Annotated in this window: 15 protein-coding genes and 1 other RNA gene; 9 read left to right on the top strand and 7 right to left on the bottom strand. The window is 43.3% G+C overall.

Translation table 11 applies throughout. From position 1 onward, the window contains the following. Window positions 1-13: 13 nt before the first annotated feature. The 3 genes from accA to CWC03_RS08300 all read left to right on the top strand — a co-directional run bounded on the left by accA (window position 14) and on the right by CWC03_RS08300 (window position 2703). Window positions 14-970, top strand: a complete 957-nt coding sequence (gene accA, locus CWC03_RS08310; protein ID WP_128726474.1) for an acetyl-CoA carboxylase carboxyl transferase subunit alpha — start codon at window positions 14-16, stop codon at window positions 968-970. Window positions 971-1055: 85 nt separating this feature from the next. Continuing rightward, window positions 1056-2363: a tRNA lysidine(34) synthetase TilS gene (gene tilS / locus CWC03_RS08305; RefSeq protein ID WP_138581365.1), complete on the top strand. Its 1308-nt coding sequence runs from the start codon at window positions 1056-1058 to the stop codon at window positions 2361-2363. Then, window positions 2356-2703: a hypothetical protein gene (locus CWC03_RS08300; protein ID WP_138581363.1), complete on the top strand. Its 348-nt coding sequence runs from the start codon at window positions 2356-2358 to the stop codon at window positions 2701-2703. The genes tilS and CWC03_RS08300 overlap by 8 nt, the downstream gene beginning before the upstream one ends. Window positions 2704-2736: 33 nt before the next feature. Here the strand turns inward: CWC03_RS08300 and CWC03_RS08295 are convergent, their stop codons facing one another. Continuing rightward, window positions 2737-3633, bottom strand: a complete 897-nt coding sequence (locus CWC03_RS08295; protein ID WP_138581361.1) for a GGDEF domain-containing protein — start codon at window positions 3631-3633, stop codon at window positions 2737-2739. A 152-nt stretch (window positions 3634-3785) separates the two neighbouring features. Between CWC03_RS08295 and CWC03_RS08290 the strand changes: the two genes are divergently transcribed. Beyond that, complete coding sequence (locus CWC03_RS08290) at window positions 3786-5756, top strand: monovalent cation:proton antiporter family protein (protein ID WP_138581359.1); 1971 nt, start codon at window positions 3786-3788, stop codon at window positions 5754-5756. A gap of 168 nt (window positions 5757-5924) precedes the next feature. Here the strand turns inward: CWC03_RS08290 and CWC03_RS08285 are convergent, their stop codons facing one another. Continuing rightward, entirely contained in the window at window positions 5925-8015 is a 2091-nt protein-coding gene (locus CWC03_RS08285; RefSeq protein WP_138581357.1) for a winged helix-turn-helix domain-containing protein, read from the bottom strand. Window positions 8016-8130: 115 nt separating this feature from the next. Between CWC03_RS08285 and CWC03_RS08280 the strand changes: the two genes are divergently transcribed. Beyond that, window positions 8131-9342, top strand: coding sequence for an alpha/beta hydrolase-fold protein (locus CWC03_RS08280; protein WP_138581355.1), 1212 nt, complete (start codon window positions 8131-8133; stop codon window positions 9340-9342). Between the two features lie 83 nt (window positions 9343-9425). On the opposite strand, the gene CWC03_RS08275 is transcribed toward CWC03_RS08280, so the two are convergent. Both CWC03_RS08275 and CWC03_RS08270 read right to left on the bottom strand, forming a co-directional pair. Then, a complete protein-coding gene (locus CWC03_RS08275; protein WP_138581353.1) occupies window positions 9426-10007 on the bottom strand; it encodes a GNAT family N-acetyltransferase in 582 nt (193 codons plus the stop codon). A gap of 37 nt (window positions 10008-10044) precedes the next feature. Then, window positions 10045-11184, bottom strand: a complete 1140-nt coding sequence (locus CWC03_RS08270) for a patatin-like phospholipase family protein (protein WP_138581352.1) — start codon at window positions 11182-11184, stop codon at window positions 10045-10047. A 554-nt stretch (window positions 11185-11738) separates the two neighbouring features. Between CWC03_RS08270 and CWC03_RS08265 the strand changes: the two genes are divergently transcribed. Both CWC03_RS08265 and ffs read left to right on the top strand, forming a co-directional pair. Then, window positions 11739-12617, top strand: a complete 879-nt coding sequence (locus CWC03_RS08265) for a DUF3014 domain-containing protein (protein WP_138581350.1) — start codon at window positions 11739-11741, stop codon at window positions 12615-12617. A 146-nt stretch (window positions 12618-12763) separates the two neighbouring features. Continuing rightward, window positions 12764-12860, top strand: an RNA gene (ffs, locus tag CWC03_RS08260) — signal recognition particle sRNA small type. Window positions 12861-13009: 149 nt separating this feature from the next. Here ffs and CWC03_RS08255 read toward each other — a convergent pair. Then, window positions 13010-13231, bottom strand: coding sequence for a helix-turn-helix domain-containing protein (locus CWC03_RS08255; protein ID WP_138581348.1), 222 nt, complete (start codon window positions 13229-13231; stop codon window positions 13010-13012). Between the two features lie 163 nt (window positions 13232-13394). Between CWC03_RS08255 and CWC03_RS08250 the strand changes: the two genes are divergently transcribed. Further along, entirely contained in the window at window positions 13395-14870 is a 1476-nt protein-coding gene (locus tag CWC03_RS08250; RefSeq protein WP_171040225.1) for a serine hydrolase domain-containing protein, read from the top strand. A gap of 133 nt (window positions 14871-15003) precedes the next feature. Here CWC03_RS08250 and CWC03_RS08245 read toward each other — a convergent pair whose 3' ends face one another. Together CWC03_RS08245 and CWC03_RS08240 are read right to left on the bottom strand one after the other, a co-directional pair. Continuing rightward, window positions 15004-15633: a DsbA family protein gene (locus CWC03_RS08245; RefSeq protein ID WP_138581344.1), complete on the bottom strand. Its 630-nt coding sequence runs from the start codon at window positions 15631-15633 to the stop codon at window positions 15004-15006. After that, the gene (locus tag CWC03_RS08240) at window positions 15627-16493 is read right to left on the bottom strand and encodes an MBL fold metallo-hydrolase (protein WP_138581342.1); all 867 of its coding nucleotides are present in this window, start codon (window positions 16491-16493) and stop codon (window positions 15627-15629) included. Before CWC03_RS08240 ends, CWC03_RS08245 begins: the two co-directional genes overlap by 7 nt. Window positions 16494-16598: 105 nt before the next feature. Here CWC03_RS08240 and CWC03_RS08235 point away from each other — a divergent pair, with 105 nt between their 5' ends. Continuing rightward, window positions 16599-17486: a LysR family transcriptional regulator gene (locus CWC03_RS08235; protein ID WP_138581341.1), complete on the top strand. Its 888-nt coding sequence runs from the start codon at window positions 16599-16601 to the stop codon at window positions 17484-17486. Window positions 17487-17824: the final 338 nt, after the last annotated feature.

Below are 17824 nucleotides of genomic sequence, written 5' to 3'. Positions count from 1 at the left end.
GGTAGTTTAGAGCATGAGCCTCAATTATCTTGAATTTGAACTTCCAATCGCTGAATTGGAAGCAAAGATCAAAGAATTACAAAACGTTAGCCGCTCTGGCGATTTAGATCTTAGCCTTGAAGAAGAGATCAGCCGCTTAAAAGACAAAAATGTTGAGCTAACCAAGAAGATTTTCGACGATTTGGGCGCTTGGCAAGTGTCTCAATTAGCGCGTCATCCGCTTCGTCCATATACTCGCGATTATATTGAACGCATTTTTACCGAGTTTGACGAGTTCGCGGGTGACCGTACTTTTGCTAACGATCCGGCTATTCTTGGTGGTGTTGCACGACTTGATGACAAGCCAGTAATGATTATCGGTCAGCAAAAAGGTCGTGATACGGCTGAAAAAATCAAGCGTAACTTTGGTATGCCAAAGCCAGAAGGTTACCGTAAAGCATTACGCTTAATGGAAATGGCTGAACGCTTTAAGATGCCGATCATCACCTTTATCGACACACCGGGAGCCTATCCAGGTGTAGGTGCAGAAGAGCGTGGTCAAAGTGAAGCGATTGCACGTAACCTTAAGGTGATGGCAGCGCTCAAAGTACCAACCATTTGTACCGTAATTGGTGAAGGTGGCTCTGGTGGGGCATTAGCTATTGGAGTTGGTGACAGGGTGAACATGCTGCAATACAGCACCTATTCTGTAATTTCACCTGAAGGGTGTGCTTCGATTCTTTGGAAGAGTGCAGACAAAGCGTCACTTGCAGCAGAAGCTATGGGCGTATCAGCTTCTCGCGTAAAAGAGCTAGACCTTATCAATAACATCATCGAAGAGCCGCTAGGTGGCGCGCACCGTAACTACGATGCGATGGCGAAAAACCTGAAAGTTCAACTTAAACGTGACTTGGCTGATCTTGAAGCGCTAGGCACCGAAGAGATGTTAGATCAGCGTTATAAGCGCCTGATGTCATTTGGTTACTGTTAATACGGGTTTCTGCTCGTATTGATATCAATGCTAATTTAAGTTAAAAAGCCGCTATAGAGCGGCTTTTTTTATTGATTGTAGAAAAATGATTAATAGTCGGATTTACCAACAAGTAGAGTCAAGTTTAACGGTATTAAGCTCCAGCCTTGACGCCAAAGGGTTGTGTATTGCTTTATCTGGCGGTGTGGACTCGGTTGTGTTGCTCCATCTTTGTCGAGAATATGCAAATAAGCATAATGTTGCACTCCAGGCGGTTTATGTTAATCATGGCTTGTCACAGCACGCTACGCAGTGGCAGCAATTTTGCCAATCACTTTGTGAAACACTTAATGTTCCCTTTATTGCAAAACAGGTTGCGATTACTCGGAAAACCCGTACTAGCCTTGAAGCGCAAGCACGCGAAGCTCGCTATCAAGCGTTAGATGACGCGGCCAAAGCAGGTTTTGCTATCGTGCTTGGACAACATGCCGATGACCAAGTAGAAACTTTCTTACTGAGATTAAAGCGCGGCTCTGGATTACTCGGGCTTGGAGCGATGAGAGCGACAACTCAGCTGCCATCTGGGCGTGATTGTATTCGTCCGTTGCTTGCCGTTAGTCGCAGCGATATTGAAGCATTTGCACAGCAGTGTGGTCTTGAGCATATTACAGATGAGTCCAATGCAGACGATGCGTTTGATCGCAACTTTTTGCGCAATCAGGTGATCCCTTTACTTAAATCTCGATTCAATGGTTTTGTAGGTAATACGTTACGCAGCATTGATATATTGCAGCGCCAACAAGCCATAATTGATGAGGTGAGTGAAGAAGACTTAAAAAAATGCTGTTGTCGGACTGCGTTGAATATTACGGCACTACAGCAACTTTCGCATGCGAGAAGAGATAATGTCATCAGACTGTGGCTTTCAAAGCAGGGCATAGAGATGCCGAGTCAAAAACAGTTGGATGAAATCGTACTGCAGGCATTTTCATCACGCCAAGACAGTCAACTTGAAATTCGTTTTAAGCAAGGTGCAGTGAGGCGTTATCGTGATGCACTTTATTGGGTAACGGAAACTAGCCAAAAGCATGATATTGAGACCGTTAATCTCAACGAACTCAGCAGGCAAAGTACGCCTGTTGCTATACAAACGGGCAAGGGGATCCGTAAACCTTTCTTGGACGAAATCGTTAGCATTCGCTACGGCAGACTTAAAGATAAAATCAAACCACAGGGCAAACCAGGCTCTAATACCTTGAAACATTGGCTAAAGGATTTGCACGTTCCGAGCTGGGAGCGTGATTCTATTGCGGTTGTCTATTACAATGATACTCCGGTTGCGGTGAACGGGCTATTTGTGAGTGCCGAGCACGCAGAAGACAATGGCATCATTTGGGTAGTAATAGATGACTGAAAATAAAAAGATTGGCCAACAGTTAGCGCAAAAGGCGCCTTATGCGGTAGCGTTCACTGTGGTGGTGTTTATCGTACTCTTTATGTCGAGTGAAGTGATGTGGCTGAATCAAGTATTTGCCTCTGCATCTGGCATTATCAGTATCGTGTTTTTACTATTGTATTGGCATGGTAAAGGCGGAATGTATTTTATTCTTGGCTTACTTGCGCCAATGCTTGCGGTGATGTTTTCAGAGTTACCCGATTTCCTTGCGCTTGCATGGGTAATAAATGGATTTTTTAACGGCGCGGCGCTTGCCCTGATGGCTTACCTATACTTAGGAAAAGGTGCTCAGCGTTAACGTATAACACTGAGCAAAAGGGGAAGTGGTTTTTTATACTGCGCGTGCGCAGTTTCGTCCGGCTGCTTTGGCGCGGTATAAGCCGCTATCCGAACGAGCAAATATATTGTCGGCAGTATCATGGCTCGATGCCAGCGTAAAGCCAATGCTCGTGGTCACCGTATATTTAGCCAACATGCTCGACTTTCTTACGGCTTCCATAATTCTTTCTGCAATTACCTTGTTGGTGGTAAACGCAGGGTCGTCAATTAAAATGGCGAACTCGTCACCACCGAATCTAAATACTGAATCAGTTGCGCGCGTCGAAGTTTGTAAGATACGCGCGAATTCAACCAACACTTCATCACCAGCTTTATGACCATGAACATCATTTACTTGCTTAAAGTTGTCTAAATCTAAGAGCATTAGGCTAAAATTACGATGTTGACGACGGCAGCGCTCGAGTTTCTCTTCTAAATTGTCAGTAAACTGACTGCGATTATAAAGTCCAGTTAGAGAGTCCTTAGTTGCTAATTGCAATACACGGTTGTACATCAAGGCATTACGCATTGGGTAAATTAAACAGGCGTGTAATTTTGACAATTTTGCCTTGAGCGCTTCACTAAATGGAAACTCACTGAAATACACCAACTGACCTAAGTGTTCTTTTTCGAGCTCAAGATCGAACGTACTGGCCGGAAATTGGCTATCGCAGTCCTTCATTTGAAAGACGCCAAGGTTGCAATGGAACTGAAGTCCCGAAATTTTTGAAATTCTTGCCACATGCTCCGCGTAAATAGTCAACAGCTCATCAATGTTGAGCGTTGTCTGAAGCTTATCGACTAATCGCGCGTAGTGTTCACCGCCTTGCGTACTATACTGTTCAGAACTGAACGGCAAGTAATCGCCTCTGGTCGGCAACCTCTGTGTCAAAATATGGACATTTTCCATATTTCTTCCCCTTAAATACAACAATACATGTTTAGTATGCGAACTTTATGCCAAAAATTTAAACTGGCTTAAAAACAAACGCTTGCTATATTTAATAGAAAGAAAAAGAAATCCACCTTTATTCCCCGTCAATTTTTCGCTCAGGAGGCAGATTGCAAAGTATCTTCGCGCAGGTTTTTGCCTTGCTATTATGTGCTGTGATTTTAGTCTGGTCCTTTAAGCGGATTGGCTTGCCGCCTATTCTGGCTTATTTGCTTACTGGAGTCATTGCGGGCAGCCACGGTATTGGGTGGATGAGTGATAGCCAAGAAATTCACTTTATGGCCGAGCTTGGGATTGTGTTTTTACTGTTTAGTCTAGGGCTTGAGTTTTCCGTGCCAAAATTAATGGCAATGCGAAACGTGGTATTCGGTTTAGGGAGTTTGCAGGTCATTGTGACCACGATCATCGGTATGTTGGTGTTGCGTTTTATGCAATATGATTGGGTGGGTGCATTTGTGATTGCGAGCCTCATTGCACTTTCTTCTACGGCGGTTGTGGTTAAGCTGTTAAAAGAGCTGGGGATGCTCAATACACGTCATGGTCAGCTCGGTATTGGTATGTTGTTATTCCAAGATATTGCCGTTGTGCCGCTGCTCATCGCGTTTCCGCTTATTTCCTCTGCGAGTAATTCAGAGCTGGCATCAGCGCTACTTTTTGCGTTTGCCAAGGGGGCGGTTGTGTGCCTGGTTTTATGGGCAGTAGGTAAGTGGTTACTACCTAGAATATTTAACGAAATTGCATTGGTGAGAACAGACGAGCTCTTTGTATTGTCTACCTTAGTTGTTGCCCTGTGTGCGGGTTCGCTCACTTATGCATTCGGGCTTTCAATGGCACTCGGCGCATTTTTAGCGGGCATGATGTTAGGGGAAAGCCAATATCGACATCAGCTTGAGGCAGAAATTAGACCATTTCGAGATATTTTAATGGGACTCTTTTTTGTCACCGTGGGTATGCAGCTAAATATTCCATATGTGCTCGACCAGTTTATTTATATTGTTGCAGCACTTGCCGCTGTGCTTGTGATCAAAGTGTTGATCATCGTTGGCGTTGCGCAGTTAATGGGAGAGCGTAAAAAAGACGCTTGGGGTGCTGGTATTTTGATCTGGCAGATGGGGGAATTTGGCTTTGTGTTACTCGCGCTTGCCAGTAAGCATCAGTTGTTGGATCAAAATGCGGTGTCCTTCTTGATCACGCTTGGCGTGTTGTCTATGGCGTTAACGCCTTATCTTATTAGTAAAACCGCGCATATTCTCAATATTTTGGGAATAGAAAAAGACTGGCAACCTGAAGCTCCAAGCGGTTATAACGCGGCTGATTTAAAAAATCATGTTGTGATTTTTGGCTACGCGCGTGTTGGTCAAACTATCGCACGATTTTTACGTCCAGAGGCTATTCCTTATATTGCGGTAGAGCGCAATCCGCAAATTGTACAAGACGCACAAATAGCGGGTGAGCCCGTGTTGTTTGGTCACGCGGCACAAAAAACGCTGTTAAAGTCAGCAAATATCGATAAAGCGCGCTTGGTTATTATTACCTTTGATGACTTTGAACAAACGCAAGTAGTTGTTGATGCCATTCGTCGGCGTACCCACGAAGTGAAGATCTTGGTACGGATGAAAGATGACAGCTACATGGAGCAATTAAAAGCCATGGGCGTCGCAGAAGTTGTGCCAGAAACTTTAGAAGCAAGCTTGATGCTGGTTTCTCATGTGTTGTACATGTCTGGCGTGCCAATGCGCAGGATTTTTCGTCGTGTCAGTAAAGAGCGAGAAAATCGTTATCCGTATTTACATGGTTTTTTTGCCGGAGACAGCAGTGATCTGCATGAAGTCACTGGCGAGCGATTAGAGTATTTGCATGCCATTGCTTTACCTGACAATGCGTTTGCTGTTAACAAGTCAATTGCTGAGCTTGAACTCAAGGTCAAGCGCGTTGATATTAGCGCACTAAGACGCGACGGCGAAGAAATTGCACAACCAGATGAGCAAACCGTTTTACGCGTTAATGATGTTTTGCTATTAAAGGGAAAGCCCCGCCGCGTTGAACGTGCAGAGCAGTTTTTACTCGATGGCCTACCGTAATAATGTTTCTTTAATCTGTGCCTTTTTTAACAGATCGCCGCATAGTGCCTCCTACAACACGGAGTAGGAGCAGGTTCACCCTGCGCTCTTGAATGTTGTGTTTGTTATCACTTCTTGAAGTATAAAGCGCCTCTACGACACGGAGCAGAAGCTGTGTTCTTGCTCTATCTATGTGCCTTGATCATCAGGTGTATTAAATGACACGATATGCTTTTGCATCAAATGCATTTGAGTAAACAAAAAGGTTTCACCGTTAAAATCTGCTAAGTAGCGACTGTTATTGGGTACATCTGCAAGACGTTGATATATCCCTGTACTGAGATGATAAGACCATAGTTGGTTGTCGTTGTTTACGCCGTACAATATTCCGTCTTTATAAACAGCAAATGGCTGCGCTAACTGAGCGCGTAATTCATGGATCTCAGTCGGTACGGGAGCTGTGTTTGTGTTAACAAGCCAAAAGCGCTGTCTCATATCTTGATAAAGAAAATGTTCACTATCTACTTGCGCGGCCCATATTACATTTTCAGAAACAATGAGCGAGGCTTCTTTGGTATCTTTATTTATAATGTAAAGTCCCGCGTTGCCATTCTCTCTCGCTGTGACCAATAACGTTGTTGGCGTTAGCCACTGTAGGACAGAATCAATGGCAAGCGAATTAGCAATGAGAGTTTTCTCACCATCTAAAGACCACAACATGAGTCCTTGTTGTGTTGTGCCTGCTATCGCATTACCCGTAGGAGACCACACAATTCGTTTGCTGATATTGTCTTGCTGTGAATCGGTAAGCTGTGAAACACCTTGGTCATTGTAAAGCCATATTTGCCTTGAGCCGTTACGTGTAGATGTAAAAGCAATATGATCACCATGAGGCTGAAACTGTGGGTTGTCTTCTCTCATTGTTGTTCTGGCAATCTTTGCTGTAGCAGCGGTTTGGTGACTTCGTATTTGAGCAAGACTTAAGGTAAAAATATCGGTATCGGCATTTATCTGTGTCGCTAAAATCTGTTTTCCATCAGCTGAAAAAGAAGCCTCTCTCAGATTCTTTCTACCCCCAGTATCAAGTGCAACCATTCTTCCGTTGGTTTGCAGTTTATAAAGTCCATTAGTCGTCGATGCGAGCAAATATTCGCCGCTTGGATGATAACTGACTTCAATTGGCTGTAATGGTGACAATTCGCGCGGTAGTAGTATCTTTGCCGTGATCGTTGGTGTCTTATCAGGATTGTAAATATTCAGATGATGAGAGTTGAACTCATCAATGCTTACCATTGCGAAAACATTTTGATTTGCAAGATAGTCAAGAGTGTAGTTTTCAAAGCTTGGCATATACTCTGTAGTGCGGCTTTTTTTTGTATTTAAATCAAAAAGGTAGGGCACTACTTGCTTAGGGCGCAAATGAGATAAGTAACTGATCTCGCCATTTTTCATCCAATTTGCACGCCATATGGGCTTTTCTTGGCAAGCGATAACGGCATGTGGATTTTGTGGTGAGTTGATTGCAGTATCGACATTTAGTGTGTTTAAAGACCAGCAAAAGGGAGATGTCTCTTGAGCCTTGCAATGACTCCGCTCGGTAAAAGTCAGCTGCTTTGCGTCGTGTGACCAACTTGGTTTACCGTACACGCCTTGGCGAGCGGTTAAACGAGAGGTTTTGTGCGAGGCTAGATTTTTTGCCCAAAGCTGACTATGGCAATTATCGCTAAAGCGCTGAAAAACAATCCATTGGCCATCAGGTGAGTAGCTGGCATTTGCATCCCATGCATCACTTGTGGTCATTGGAGTAAAAGTAGGTTGAATAGGTACTCTGGGGTTGGCCTTTGGTTGAATTAAAACCGTAAAGAGATAAGCCGTGATAACTACGGCTAGTGCCGCTACCCCAAATTTTGCAGCGCGTGGGCGAGATTTTTGAGTCGCTTTATGCGCGCTCGGCTTATCGCTTGTCGACGTAACGGATGCCTCTAAACTATAGCCTTTTTTACTGTGCGTTTTTATAAACTCTAACTCACTATCAGCATATTTGAATACTTGGCGAATTTGGAAAATGCAGCGCTGCAATGTATTGGGAGAAACAACTCTGTCGTGCCAAACGGTGTTAAGTAGTTGCTCAAAACTCACCACCTCTCCTGGCTGTTTTGCCAATTCACAAAGCACCGCTATTGCTTTAGGGGGGAGCGCATATGTCTGTTGGTCGATAACAATATGATTGCGGTTTACATCCACAAGGTGATCTGCAATCAAAAACTGCTTTAATTCCATTTTAAAATTCTTTTTTCAGCGAATTATCAGCGAAAAATCAGCAAACTTTGCTGTTTTATCGCCCTGTTTTTTTCTAATGTAACACACTGATAAAAATAAACTAAAAAGGAAAGTCATGCGTTTTATTATTTTGCTATTGTTAATGCTACTTGCAGCATTGGGCAAGGTGTATGGGCAAACATTAGAACAACAAGCCATCACGATTGGGTCTAAAATAACTTTTGCATCTAAGATATTAAGTGAGAATAGGGAGGTCATGGTTTATACGCCAAATGATTATGACCCTAAGAAACAATATCAAGTGTTGTACTTACTCGATGCAGAATTCTTTTTTACCCAAACCGTGGGCATTGTAGAGTCTTTGGTTAGCACTGGAAAAATACCAGCTACCATCGTTGTTGGGTTGAAAACCACGGTGAGAACAAGAGACTACTTACCGCCAATTAACGGTGAGGCTCAAAGTGATAGACAGCGCTGGATTAAAGAGAAGTTCCCTCAATTCGGCAAGACAACCGAGTTTACAGCCTTCTTAACTCAAGAGTTATTTCCTTTCATTGAGTCGCAATATTCACTCAAACCTAATCGTACGTTAGTAGGGTATTCCAATGGTGGGATCTACGGACTACACACCTTTTTAAATAAGCCAGAGATATTTACTAATTATCTGCTTATTAGTCCGCCAGGTTGGTGGGGTGAGGAAGAGCTCGATCAGCAGTTTAAAGCACTTAGCAACTCAGCACATGATTTACGTCGCAATCTGTATATTAGCATCGCAGGGGAAGGTGGCGACTTTTACACCAACGGTATGCGAGTTGCGTCAAACCTAAAAGCACTTCGATCAAAAGAAGTAAATTGGCAATTTAGCCTTAAAGAATTGGAAACGCATCAAACTACGTTTTACCCAAGTCTCTATGAAGGATTAACGGAACTTTTTGATGATTTTTATTTTGAGCTTAGTGAAGAAGCAGGAAAATATGCGCATATTTCTGATATTGAAGATTATTATCTAAAGCTCTCTAAGCGTTATGAGTTTGATGTGTTAGTGCCAGAGTCTATATACAGAGCACTTGCTGACGCGCAAATCAGCCATAAACGTGTAGACGCTGCACTTGCGACTTTAAATGCATTTGTCACGCGTTATCCCGACTCGTCTTATGCCCATGCAAGCCTAGGACATGGATATTTAGAGAATAAAGTGTATAACAAGGCGCTGAAAAGCTTTAATCACGCCTTGCAACTTGCGAAAGCACAGCAAGTCGACGATCCGTCAGTATATGATTATTTTGAAAGCATGATAGCTCAAGCAAAAAGTAAAATCGTGCAGTAAGCTATACAGATCGCCGCGTAAAGCGTCTCCTACAACACAAAGTAGGAGCAGGTTCACCCTACGATCTTTTATGCTTTTTCTACCTACCTGTCGAGCTTGCTCAATAAATGCTGCTTAACGGTGGGCCATTCCGAGGCGATAATCGAATACACAACGGTGTCTCTCAGCTCGCCGTTTCTACCGATCTGGTGGCTGCGCAAGATACCATCGAGTTTGGCGCCAAGCCGCTCTATGGCACTTCGAGAGGCATGATTAAAAAAGTGAGTTCTAAACTCTACGGCAATGGCGTCAAAATCTTCAAAAAGTTGCTGTAACAGCAAAAACTTACACTCCGTGTTAACCGCTGTTCGACGCACTTTATCGCTGTACCATGTATAGCCTAGCATGGCACGGCGGTTGGCTATATCTGCATTGTAATAGCGGGTGGTTCCCACGATTTCGTTGCTGCTATTTAGCCTTACCGCATAGGCAAGATTGCCTTCAAATGCTTGGCTTACCGCAGTGTTAACATAGCGCTCCATATCCTCTGGGTTGGGTACATTGGCATACCAAAGCTTCCAAGCTTCACCATCTTTTACTGCCTGTTGTAGCGCATTAATATGTGTTGTTGATAATGGTTCAAGGGTGACATGCTGTCCTATTAGTGGTTTATCAGTTGGCCACATGCGTTACTACTTCCTTATTTTGAATATGGTTTAAATCTTATTTAAGTTCCAAAAACGCTCTCATTTCGTCCAAGCGGTTCATGCCGTCTTCAAACCCAAGCTCAATGAGTTTTTGTGTATAAGTACGCTCAAACAGCAAGTAACTCGTTAAACTCGACGGAGAATGCTTTTTAACCCCCATGGTTCTGAGCAACAGCTTGATTGCCAATGGCATATCTTCGTAATAATGATCTGCGACTTCATTAAAATTAACCGTTGGCTTGATGAGCATATGATCTACTCGTCTAAGCTCTTTGTGCTTTTCTCTGGCCGGTAGCAAACTTACCGTACGGTTGACGCGGTCGAGCCGTTCGATGTCTGAATTCAGGGTATCGCTAAACACACTGTCTAGTAAGTGGCCAGCGACCACAGACATTCCCGGAAAATGCGGCTCATAACCGAGCGGCTGTGGTAGTTTAGGCTGCTCAACACCAATCACAAAGATTTTATCTGCACCTAAATGAATGGCAGGGCTAAGCGGAGAGAGCTGGTGGATAGAGCCATCACCATAGTAATGATGCTTAACGCGCACGCTTGGAAACACCAGAGGTATGGCCGAACTCGCCATGAGTAAGTCGAGCGAAATCGTGCCCGGAACACCTTCGCGCTTTGAGCGCTGCCAAGGCTCAGCATTGTTCGCCTGATAAAACGCCACTGATTTACCAGTAGAATAGCTCGAAACCGTAATCGCGATGGCATCAAGATAATGGCGGTGTAGATTGTGATCGATGCGATTTAAATCAAGCACATTGGCCAGCAGCTTTCGAAGCGGCGAGTTATTTAACAAGCTGGCTGGTGGCTGATTAAGGTATTGTGCTTGAAAGCTGCGCATCATATTGGCAAATAAATGACCGTATGCACCAGTAAACGAGCTTTTGTAAACCATGTCGGTGCTAAAGTTCTTCCAAATATATTCCACTTTTTTCACCGCTAGGTGAAAGCAAGATGCGTAACAGGCAATCCCCGCCGAGTTAATTGCACCGGCAGAGGTACCAGTAATGATTTCAAAAGGGAGGGGAGAAGTCCGAGGCATACTTTGCGCAAGCGCCTTTAATACCCCAACTTGATAAGCGGCTCTTGCACCACCTCCAGTCAGTAGTAAGGCAATTTTTTTATCACTCGTTCTGTGCTTTCTCAAAAGAGGCCATCCTGCTGTTAAATTTGCTTAATTTAAATTTGGTCTTTTTATGCGTTATTTATCTTTGTTGATGTTGTAATGCTTTAGGTGCAAAGAGTTGATAACTCCAGTAAATGCGTTATTTTTAGTAGTAAAGTGCCACTCTGACCTTAAGCCGCTTATAGGTTGTTTTATTTATTCTAGTTGAACCTAGCTAAAACCCAAGTTGTCTGAGTGCACATACCCGCGCAACATATTAGGCTATTATTTTGAAATTTAAGCACTAAAGCGCTATGGTGGCACAAACAAATTTTAACAAACTAGCGGTTTAATTTAGTCGCTAATTGGCGCGATTTTGTATTTAATAAAATGGCAATTTAGCTTAACTTCAATGTACTGAACTTAAGTTCGGTGCTCAAGTATTTTTATTAAGATCAAATGTTTGAACAAGGTGTAGCCAGAGTTTGCACCACAACGCATTTTTTTAGGGTTTCAGCGCGCATTAAGTTATTAGTCAAGTATTTGGTGATAGTTTTACATTAACGCGTATCAACAATGACGAAGAGGGAGTCCCCATGTCAGAGAATCATCAAGAAGGTAATAAAAGACCTTCTAACAGCCAGTTGTTATTTGCCGCGGTAGTTGTACTAGCGTTGATTATTGTGGCTGTGTTTGTACTAGCACAAAAAGACACTCCATCGACGGAAAACCAAAAGGTCAAACAAGATATTGTTGTGCCTGAACAAACAGAAACGCCACTGGTCAATACCGCAAGAGAAACACCACCTGAGCAAGTGGTTGAACCTGAAGTAACCTTGCCACCGCAACGAGAGCAAATCGAGCCAGAGCAAGTAGAGCCGGTTGAACCTGAAGTAACACTACCACCGCTTTCACAAAGTGATACAGAAATTAAAGAAGCGGTATCGAACTATCTTTCTAATCAAGCGGTAAAATTGCTGGCAGACGATGATGTGATCCGCCGTACGGTGGTTTATGTAGATAACCTAGCAAAGGGTAAAGTGGCAGAAAATCACGCACCAGTGGTGAAGCCGCAAGATAGCTTTAGCGTAATTGATGACGACATTATTATTACTGATCCTAACAGCTACGAGCGTTATACACCTTATGTCGCCATGTTCGACACCATGAGCACCGCGCAAGTGGTTAGACTATACGACCAATACAAACCTTTATTTGAAGAAGCATACGAAGAAATAGGCTACGAAGGAGATGCATTCAACGGCACGTTAACTGACGCAATCGACGAGTTGTTGGCAACACCCATTCCAGACACCGCATTGCCTTTGGTAAAAGACTCAGTAACCTATAAATATGCTTATGCAGAATGGGAGCAACTTTCTCCAGCGCAAAAACAGTTTTTAAGAATGGGCCCTGAAAACATGAAGAAAGTGAAAAAGCGCCTAGAAGAAATTAAAATTGCGTTGAACAAATAAGCACACAGCCTCATAAAATCCAAAAAAGCTTGGCAAACTGTTTAAACATCACTCAGTTAGCCAAGCTTTTTGACTTTTCCCTTGCATCCCCCTGCAATCTTCGAGATAATTCTTCCCGCGCCAAACAAGGCCCTCAATGGTAGTCTTATTGGTCCTCTCGCAACAATAGTACGTGAATCTGGTCAGGTCGGGAACGAAGCAGCCACAGCGTATGACTTGTGTGCCGGGATGTGGCTGGTAAGACTGCCACCCAAACCTCCATTGTGTTGTTTGAAGTGTAAGTCTTATTAATAGTATTCAAAACTATACTAAAACATACTAATTCCTATCTTTTTAAAGTTAAAAACTAAATCTCAGTTCATTAGATCAATAGCACTTCTTATACTAATCTACTAAAACTCTTCAGCACTAATTGGTTTAGTTACCGTGTTAGTCAAAGTTCTTGCGCAAGTTAATTGGTTGATAGAGTTATTCGAATTCTGCGGGTCGCTCGAATCTAGTAACAATGCGTATTCTATGCCAATACCCTGCGCCAACTCCCACAATAATTCAACTGTTGGACTAGATTCAAACCTTTCAATTTGTTCAAACATCGCTTTTGAGATACCTGTCATGTAGGCCAATTTATCAAGGGTGAGGCTCTCTCTTTTCTGATGGCCTTTAGTCTAACCTTACGGATTTTTGTTTAACTTTCATTATGTTGTGCGTTATGTGGTTCGGTGATATTGTGTACTACAAAGCACTATGCAGCACTTATCTATTCGGAAGGGAAACCACATGGCTAGTAAAACTTTTGTTTGCTTAGTTTATTTACTTTGTTTCATCAGCTCGGTCAGTGTAGCGTCAGAATATACGCCTTTAGACAACTTTATTGTTAAAGCCAAATCCATGACTAAGTCGGTTTCAGGCACATCCGTTGTATTGATTAAGGATGGTCAAATTACTCACGAAGTTCACGTTGGTATGGCGAATGTTGAAAAGCAGATCCCTGTCGATACAAATTCGGTTTACTATTTCGCTTCGACAACTAAAGCGATAATGGGGCTGGCGACATTACAGGCTGAAAAAGAAGGTTTGCTTTCTAAGGACTCTACCTTGAGGCAGCTATTTCCAAACGTTAAATTTTCTTTTATCAATCCTGACAACTACTCAGTCAAAGATTTATTGTCTCATCGCTCTGGGTTAACAAATGACGCGATGACATGGACTTTTTCTTACACTGGAAACCATGACAAAAAACAACGACTTCATTTTGTTTCCTCGCTAAAACCGCACCCGAAAATTAAAAAAGGTGAGTTTGGTTACACAAACCTTGGGTACAATCTTTTAGCAATATGGTTTGATGAGAACTATGAAGGGGGATGGACAAATGCGATTAAAGAGCTTGTGCTTTCACCTGCTGGAATGAAAAATTCAACAGCAGATGTTGACCAAGCGAGATTGCAAAATTGGCCTATTCCAAGCTCATATTCATATAAATTTCGAAGTGGTCAATCTGAGATTTATATGAATAAAAACAATGCGACTTTGTATTCAGTGGGTATCTTTGCCAGACCAAATGATTGGGGTAAGTTGATAACCCACTTGCTACCAATAAATGTAGAGCGCTCAGCGTTTCCCAAGTCGGTTGTAAGAGCGTCTCAACAACTACTAGTCAGTGATATTGATAGCTATTTTTCCGGCTATGGATGGGGATGGATGCACTCAAAAGTCGCTGGTGAAAGTGTGTTAATGCACACAGGGGGATTTGATGGCGCTTCTGTTCAAGTATCTTACGCTCCCGAAAAAAATCTTGGTGTCGTTGTTGTTCATAACGAAAGTGGGCTCATTGCAAATGAGTTAAATGGCAGAATAACTGAAATCGCTTATAAAATGTTAACTAATCAAGATGTGAGTAGGCTTATTGAATTCCATCAAGAGGAGATGACTGATCTTGCTGTTTATGTCGAGAAAGCAAAGGCAGAACTTGCCGCTAAAAGAGAAGATTTGTCAAAACGCGGGAGCATATCACCTTCGCTTAAGTCATTACTTGAAGGTGTATACGAAAACACGGAAGTTGGACGGTTGACTATTAAACAGAGAGACAGCGATTTACATCTTGCTTGGGGGGATTTACAGAGCAAGGTTTACAGTGGACAAGCAGATAATGAATTTATAGTAGAACTTAGACCGGGTAAGTTCTACGAACTAACCGCTGATAAAAGCATGTCCGTTATCGAATTAAAGGATTGGCAATTCCAAAAAGTTAGATAATTCAGAGGCAAGGTTAGTTGCAATCTAAATGCAAATTGGTGTGACAACGTCAAAGTTGTGTAGCGGATATGCCGATGGCCTTTTGGGGCTCACATTAGCGTAACAGTAGCTCCAATTTCAACCCCAAAGCTTGTCATAGAAATACTATATAGTCATCAATTAGCTTGCGCCAAGCATCGGGCTTATCGTAATAGGCAGTATGCGGAAGCTTTACGAACGTATCATGCTTTTCAAGGATAAGGGTTGGGAAGCCAGTAACTTGAAGCTTTTGCATTAATAGGCGGCTGTGCGCGATTTTTGTTTGCTCAGTACCTTGATTTGCCAGCATAGCTCGTTGCCAGTGTTTTTTATCTAGCCCAAGCTCAACGGCTAGCTCCTCTATAGCCTCAGCTCGGTTAACCTGTTTGCCCTCTACATAGTGTGCGTGCTGAATCGTTTTAAGCATGTTAAGTGGCGCTATGTCCAATTGCTCAGCGGTTATGATGGCACGAGCGGTGATGTATGAGTCAAGGATCATCGGATCGTTACTCTTCACCCTTTGAATGTAACCTTTGCCAAACTGCGCGCCTGTTACGCTGGCTATACGCGCATCACTTGTGAGAATGTGATTGCGGAACGCTTTCTCTATAGATTGGTTGGCAATCATACCTCCAGGGTGCAATTCAAGCTTGAGGTCACTGTTGGCTGCAATCGCATCCAACAGTGAAGTCGCACCGTAACACCAGCCACACATGGGGTCAAAGAAGTAGTGCACTTTTACCATTTCATCTCTCCCATATGTACCTTAGCACCAATACCCAACGCCATAGGTAATCCTGCATCAGGGTAGCGTGCAGACATACTATCAATCAGCTCAGCGCTATTTTTGCTGCTGCTTTTTACCTGACTAAAGTTGCTTAAATACTGCTGCGAGTAGCTTATGGTACTTGCATCAAGTTTGGTGCCTGCTTTCATGTGACCAGGTATTACAACCTCTGGCTTCAGTGCTTTTAACTCTTTTAATTGGCGACTCCACGCTTGTTGACTGCGTTGGGATTGTGCATCGGCCATCCATAAGTGCACATTACCGTAGACTGCAACATTGCCCAGAACCGCTTTACTTGACGGGATCCATAAGTAGGGGCGGTGTGCCAGCTCAGATTGCGTGCCGTGGATCTCTATTTTGTGTCCATCTACAAAGAGTGTATTTCCCTCTACAACTGTGGGGATGTATGGCTTAACAGGTGCATTTTCCCCCATTTTTGGTGTCCAAAATGCTAGTTTATCCGCAAGCTTTTCTTCAATCACTGCTTTTACGGCAGCTGTGGTTAGGATCTTAGCTTCTGGGAACAAAGCGTGTAGTACTTCCGCGCCAAAATAATAATCCGGATCAGCTTGGCTGATAAAAATCGTCTTTAAGCTTTTGCCGCTGTCGAGTACTTTGGCAGCTATGCGTAGTGCATCCGCTTTGGTAAAACCCGTATCTACGACCATTACTTCACTCTCGCCAATCACCAGTGTTGAGTTAACGTGGAAGCTGTTTTTGTCAGCGTTATAAACATCCAGTGTAAGTGGGGCAGTGTTTGCTGCCATCGCATTGCTTGCGAATAAAATCGATGCTGCTATCAATGTTAGGTGTTTCATATCTTTTGCCTCAATAGGTTTAGTACGGAGCAGATGATATGAAATTGATAGGCTCAGAAAAACATGCCAAACTAAACATCATTGTTTCATAAATCGAGCAAATATATGGATAGACTCATCGCTGCTAAGGTATTTGCCGACATTGCAATCACAGGTAGCTTTACCGCGACGGCTGACAGGCTAGATATGTCTCGCCCCATGGTAACTCGGTACATTGAAGCAATGGAAAGCTGGCTAAACATTCGTTTGTTGCACCGCACCACGAGAAGAGTGTCTTTAACGACAGCAGGGGAGTCCTGCTTGGAAGAAGTGAGACAGTGGCTGAGACAAGCCGACACCATAACCGGCTTGGCGGATACCAGCGGCAAACTGTCTGGTACGGTTCGACTAGCAACCAGTATGTCTTTTGGCTTTTCTCAACTCGTGCCCGCTATTCAACAGTTTATGTCAGCACATCCTGACGTAAATATTGACATTGATTTGCAAGATTCTATGGCCGATCTCACTGAGAGTCAGATAGATCTTGCTATTCGTATTGCCTCTGCACCGGACCCATCTTTGATTGGTAAATCAATTGCAGTATGTAGCTCAGTTATCGTGGCGTCGCCGCAGTACCTTACGAGTACAAGTGAAATCAAAAAGCCAGATGACCTAGCTGAGCACTTATGCCTTGGGTATAAGAACTTTCAGCAGCATATCTGGCATTTGCGCAAAGGTAACTCACAGCAGTCGGTAGCGGTGAACTGTCGTTTAACTGCGAACGAAGCGACCGCCTTATTGCATGCAGCGTTAAGTGGTGCTGGTCTGGCAATTCAACCCACTTATTTGGTTAACCGCTACATCAAATCTGGTGAGCTTAAGCAGGTACTACCTGATTGGAAGCCAAACGATATGAATATATACGTGCTCTATTCTTCGAGAAAGTATATGTCTCCAACCGTGAGGGCATTGATAGACTATTTGTCTCACTATTTTGCCAGCACGCCATGGTGAAACTGCAAGTATCTTAAGAGTTACATCTTAATCTTGTTACGTTACTAGCTCGTGTGTTCAGGAGAGTAGCTAACACGACGAGTGTTTTATAATCGTTATATATTTCTCAATTATTTTTTACTTAAAACTAAGCCCAGCTAGTTGCTGGGCTTGGCATACTTAACCTGAGGTTTGGATAAGGAATGTTCCAACTCATTGTTTCTAAAGAACCGCTTAGTTTTTTCCTTTTCTAGCCAGAGAGTTTTAGGGAAAACACCGCTTCCGCGTCCTGCTCTCGCTGAGGTACCTACATCCTGGAGGCAAGGCGAATTTACGCACCAATAGCTGGCTATTGGAAT

Source organism: Pseudoalteromonas sp. S2755 (genome assembly GCF_005886535.1).
Lineage (GTDB): Bacteria > Pseudomonadota > Gammaproteobacteria > Enterobacterales > Alteromonadaceae > Pseudoalteromonas.
Note: the sequence above shows the minus strand (reverse complement) of the source record. Positions and strands in the feature narration are given on the sequence as shown.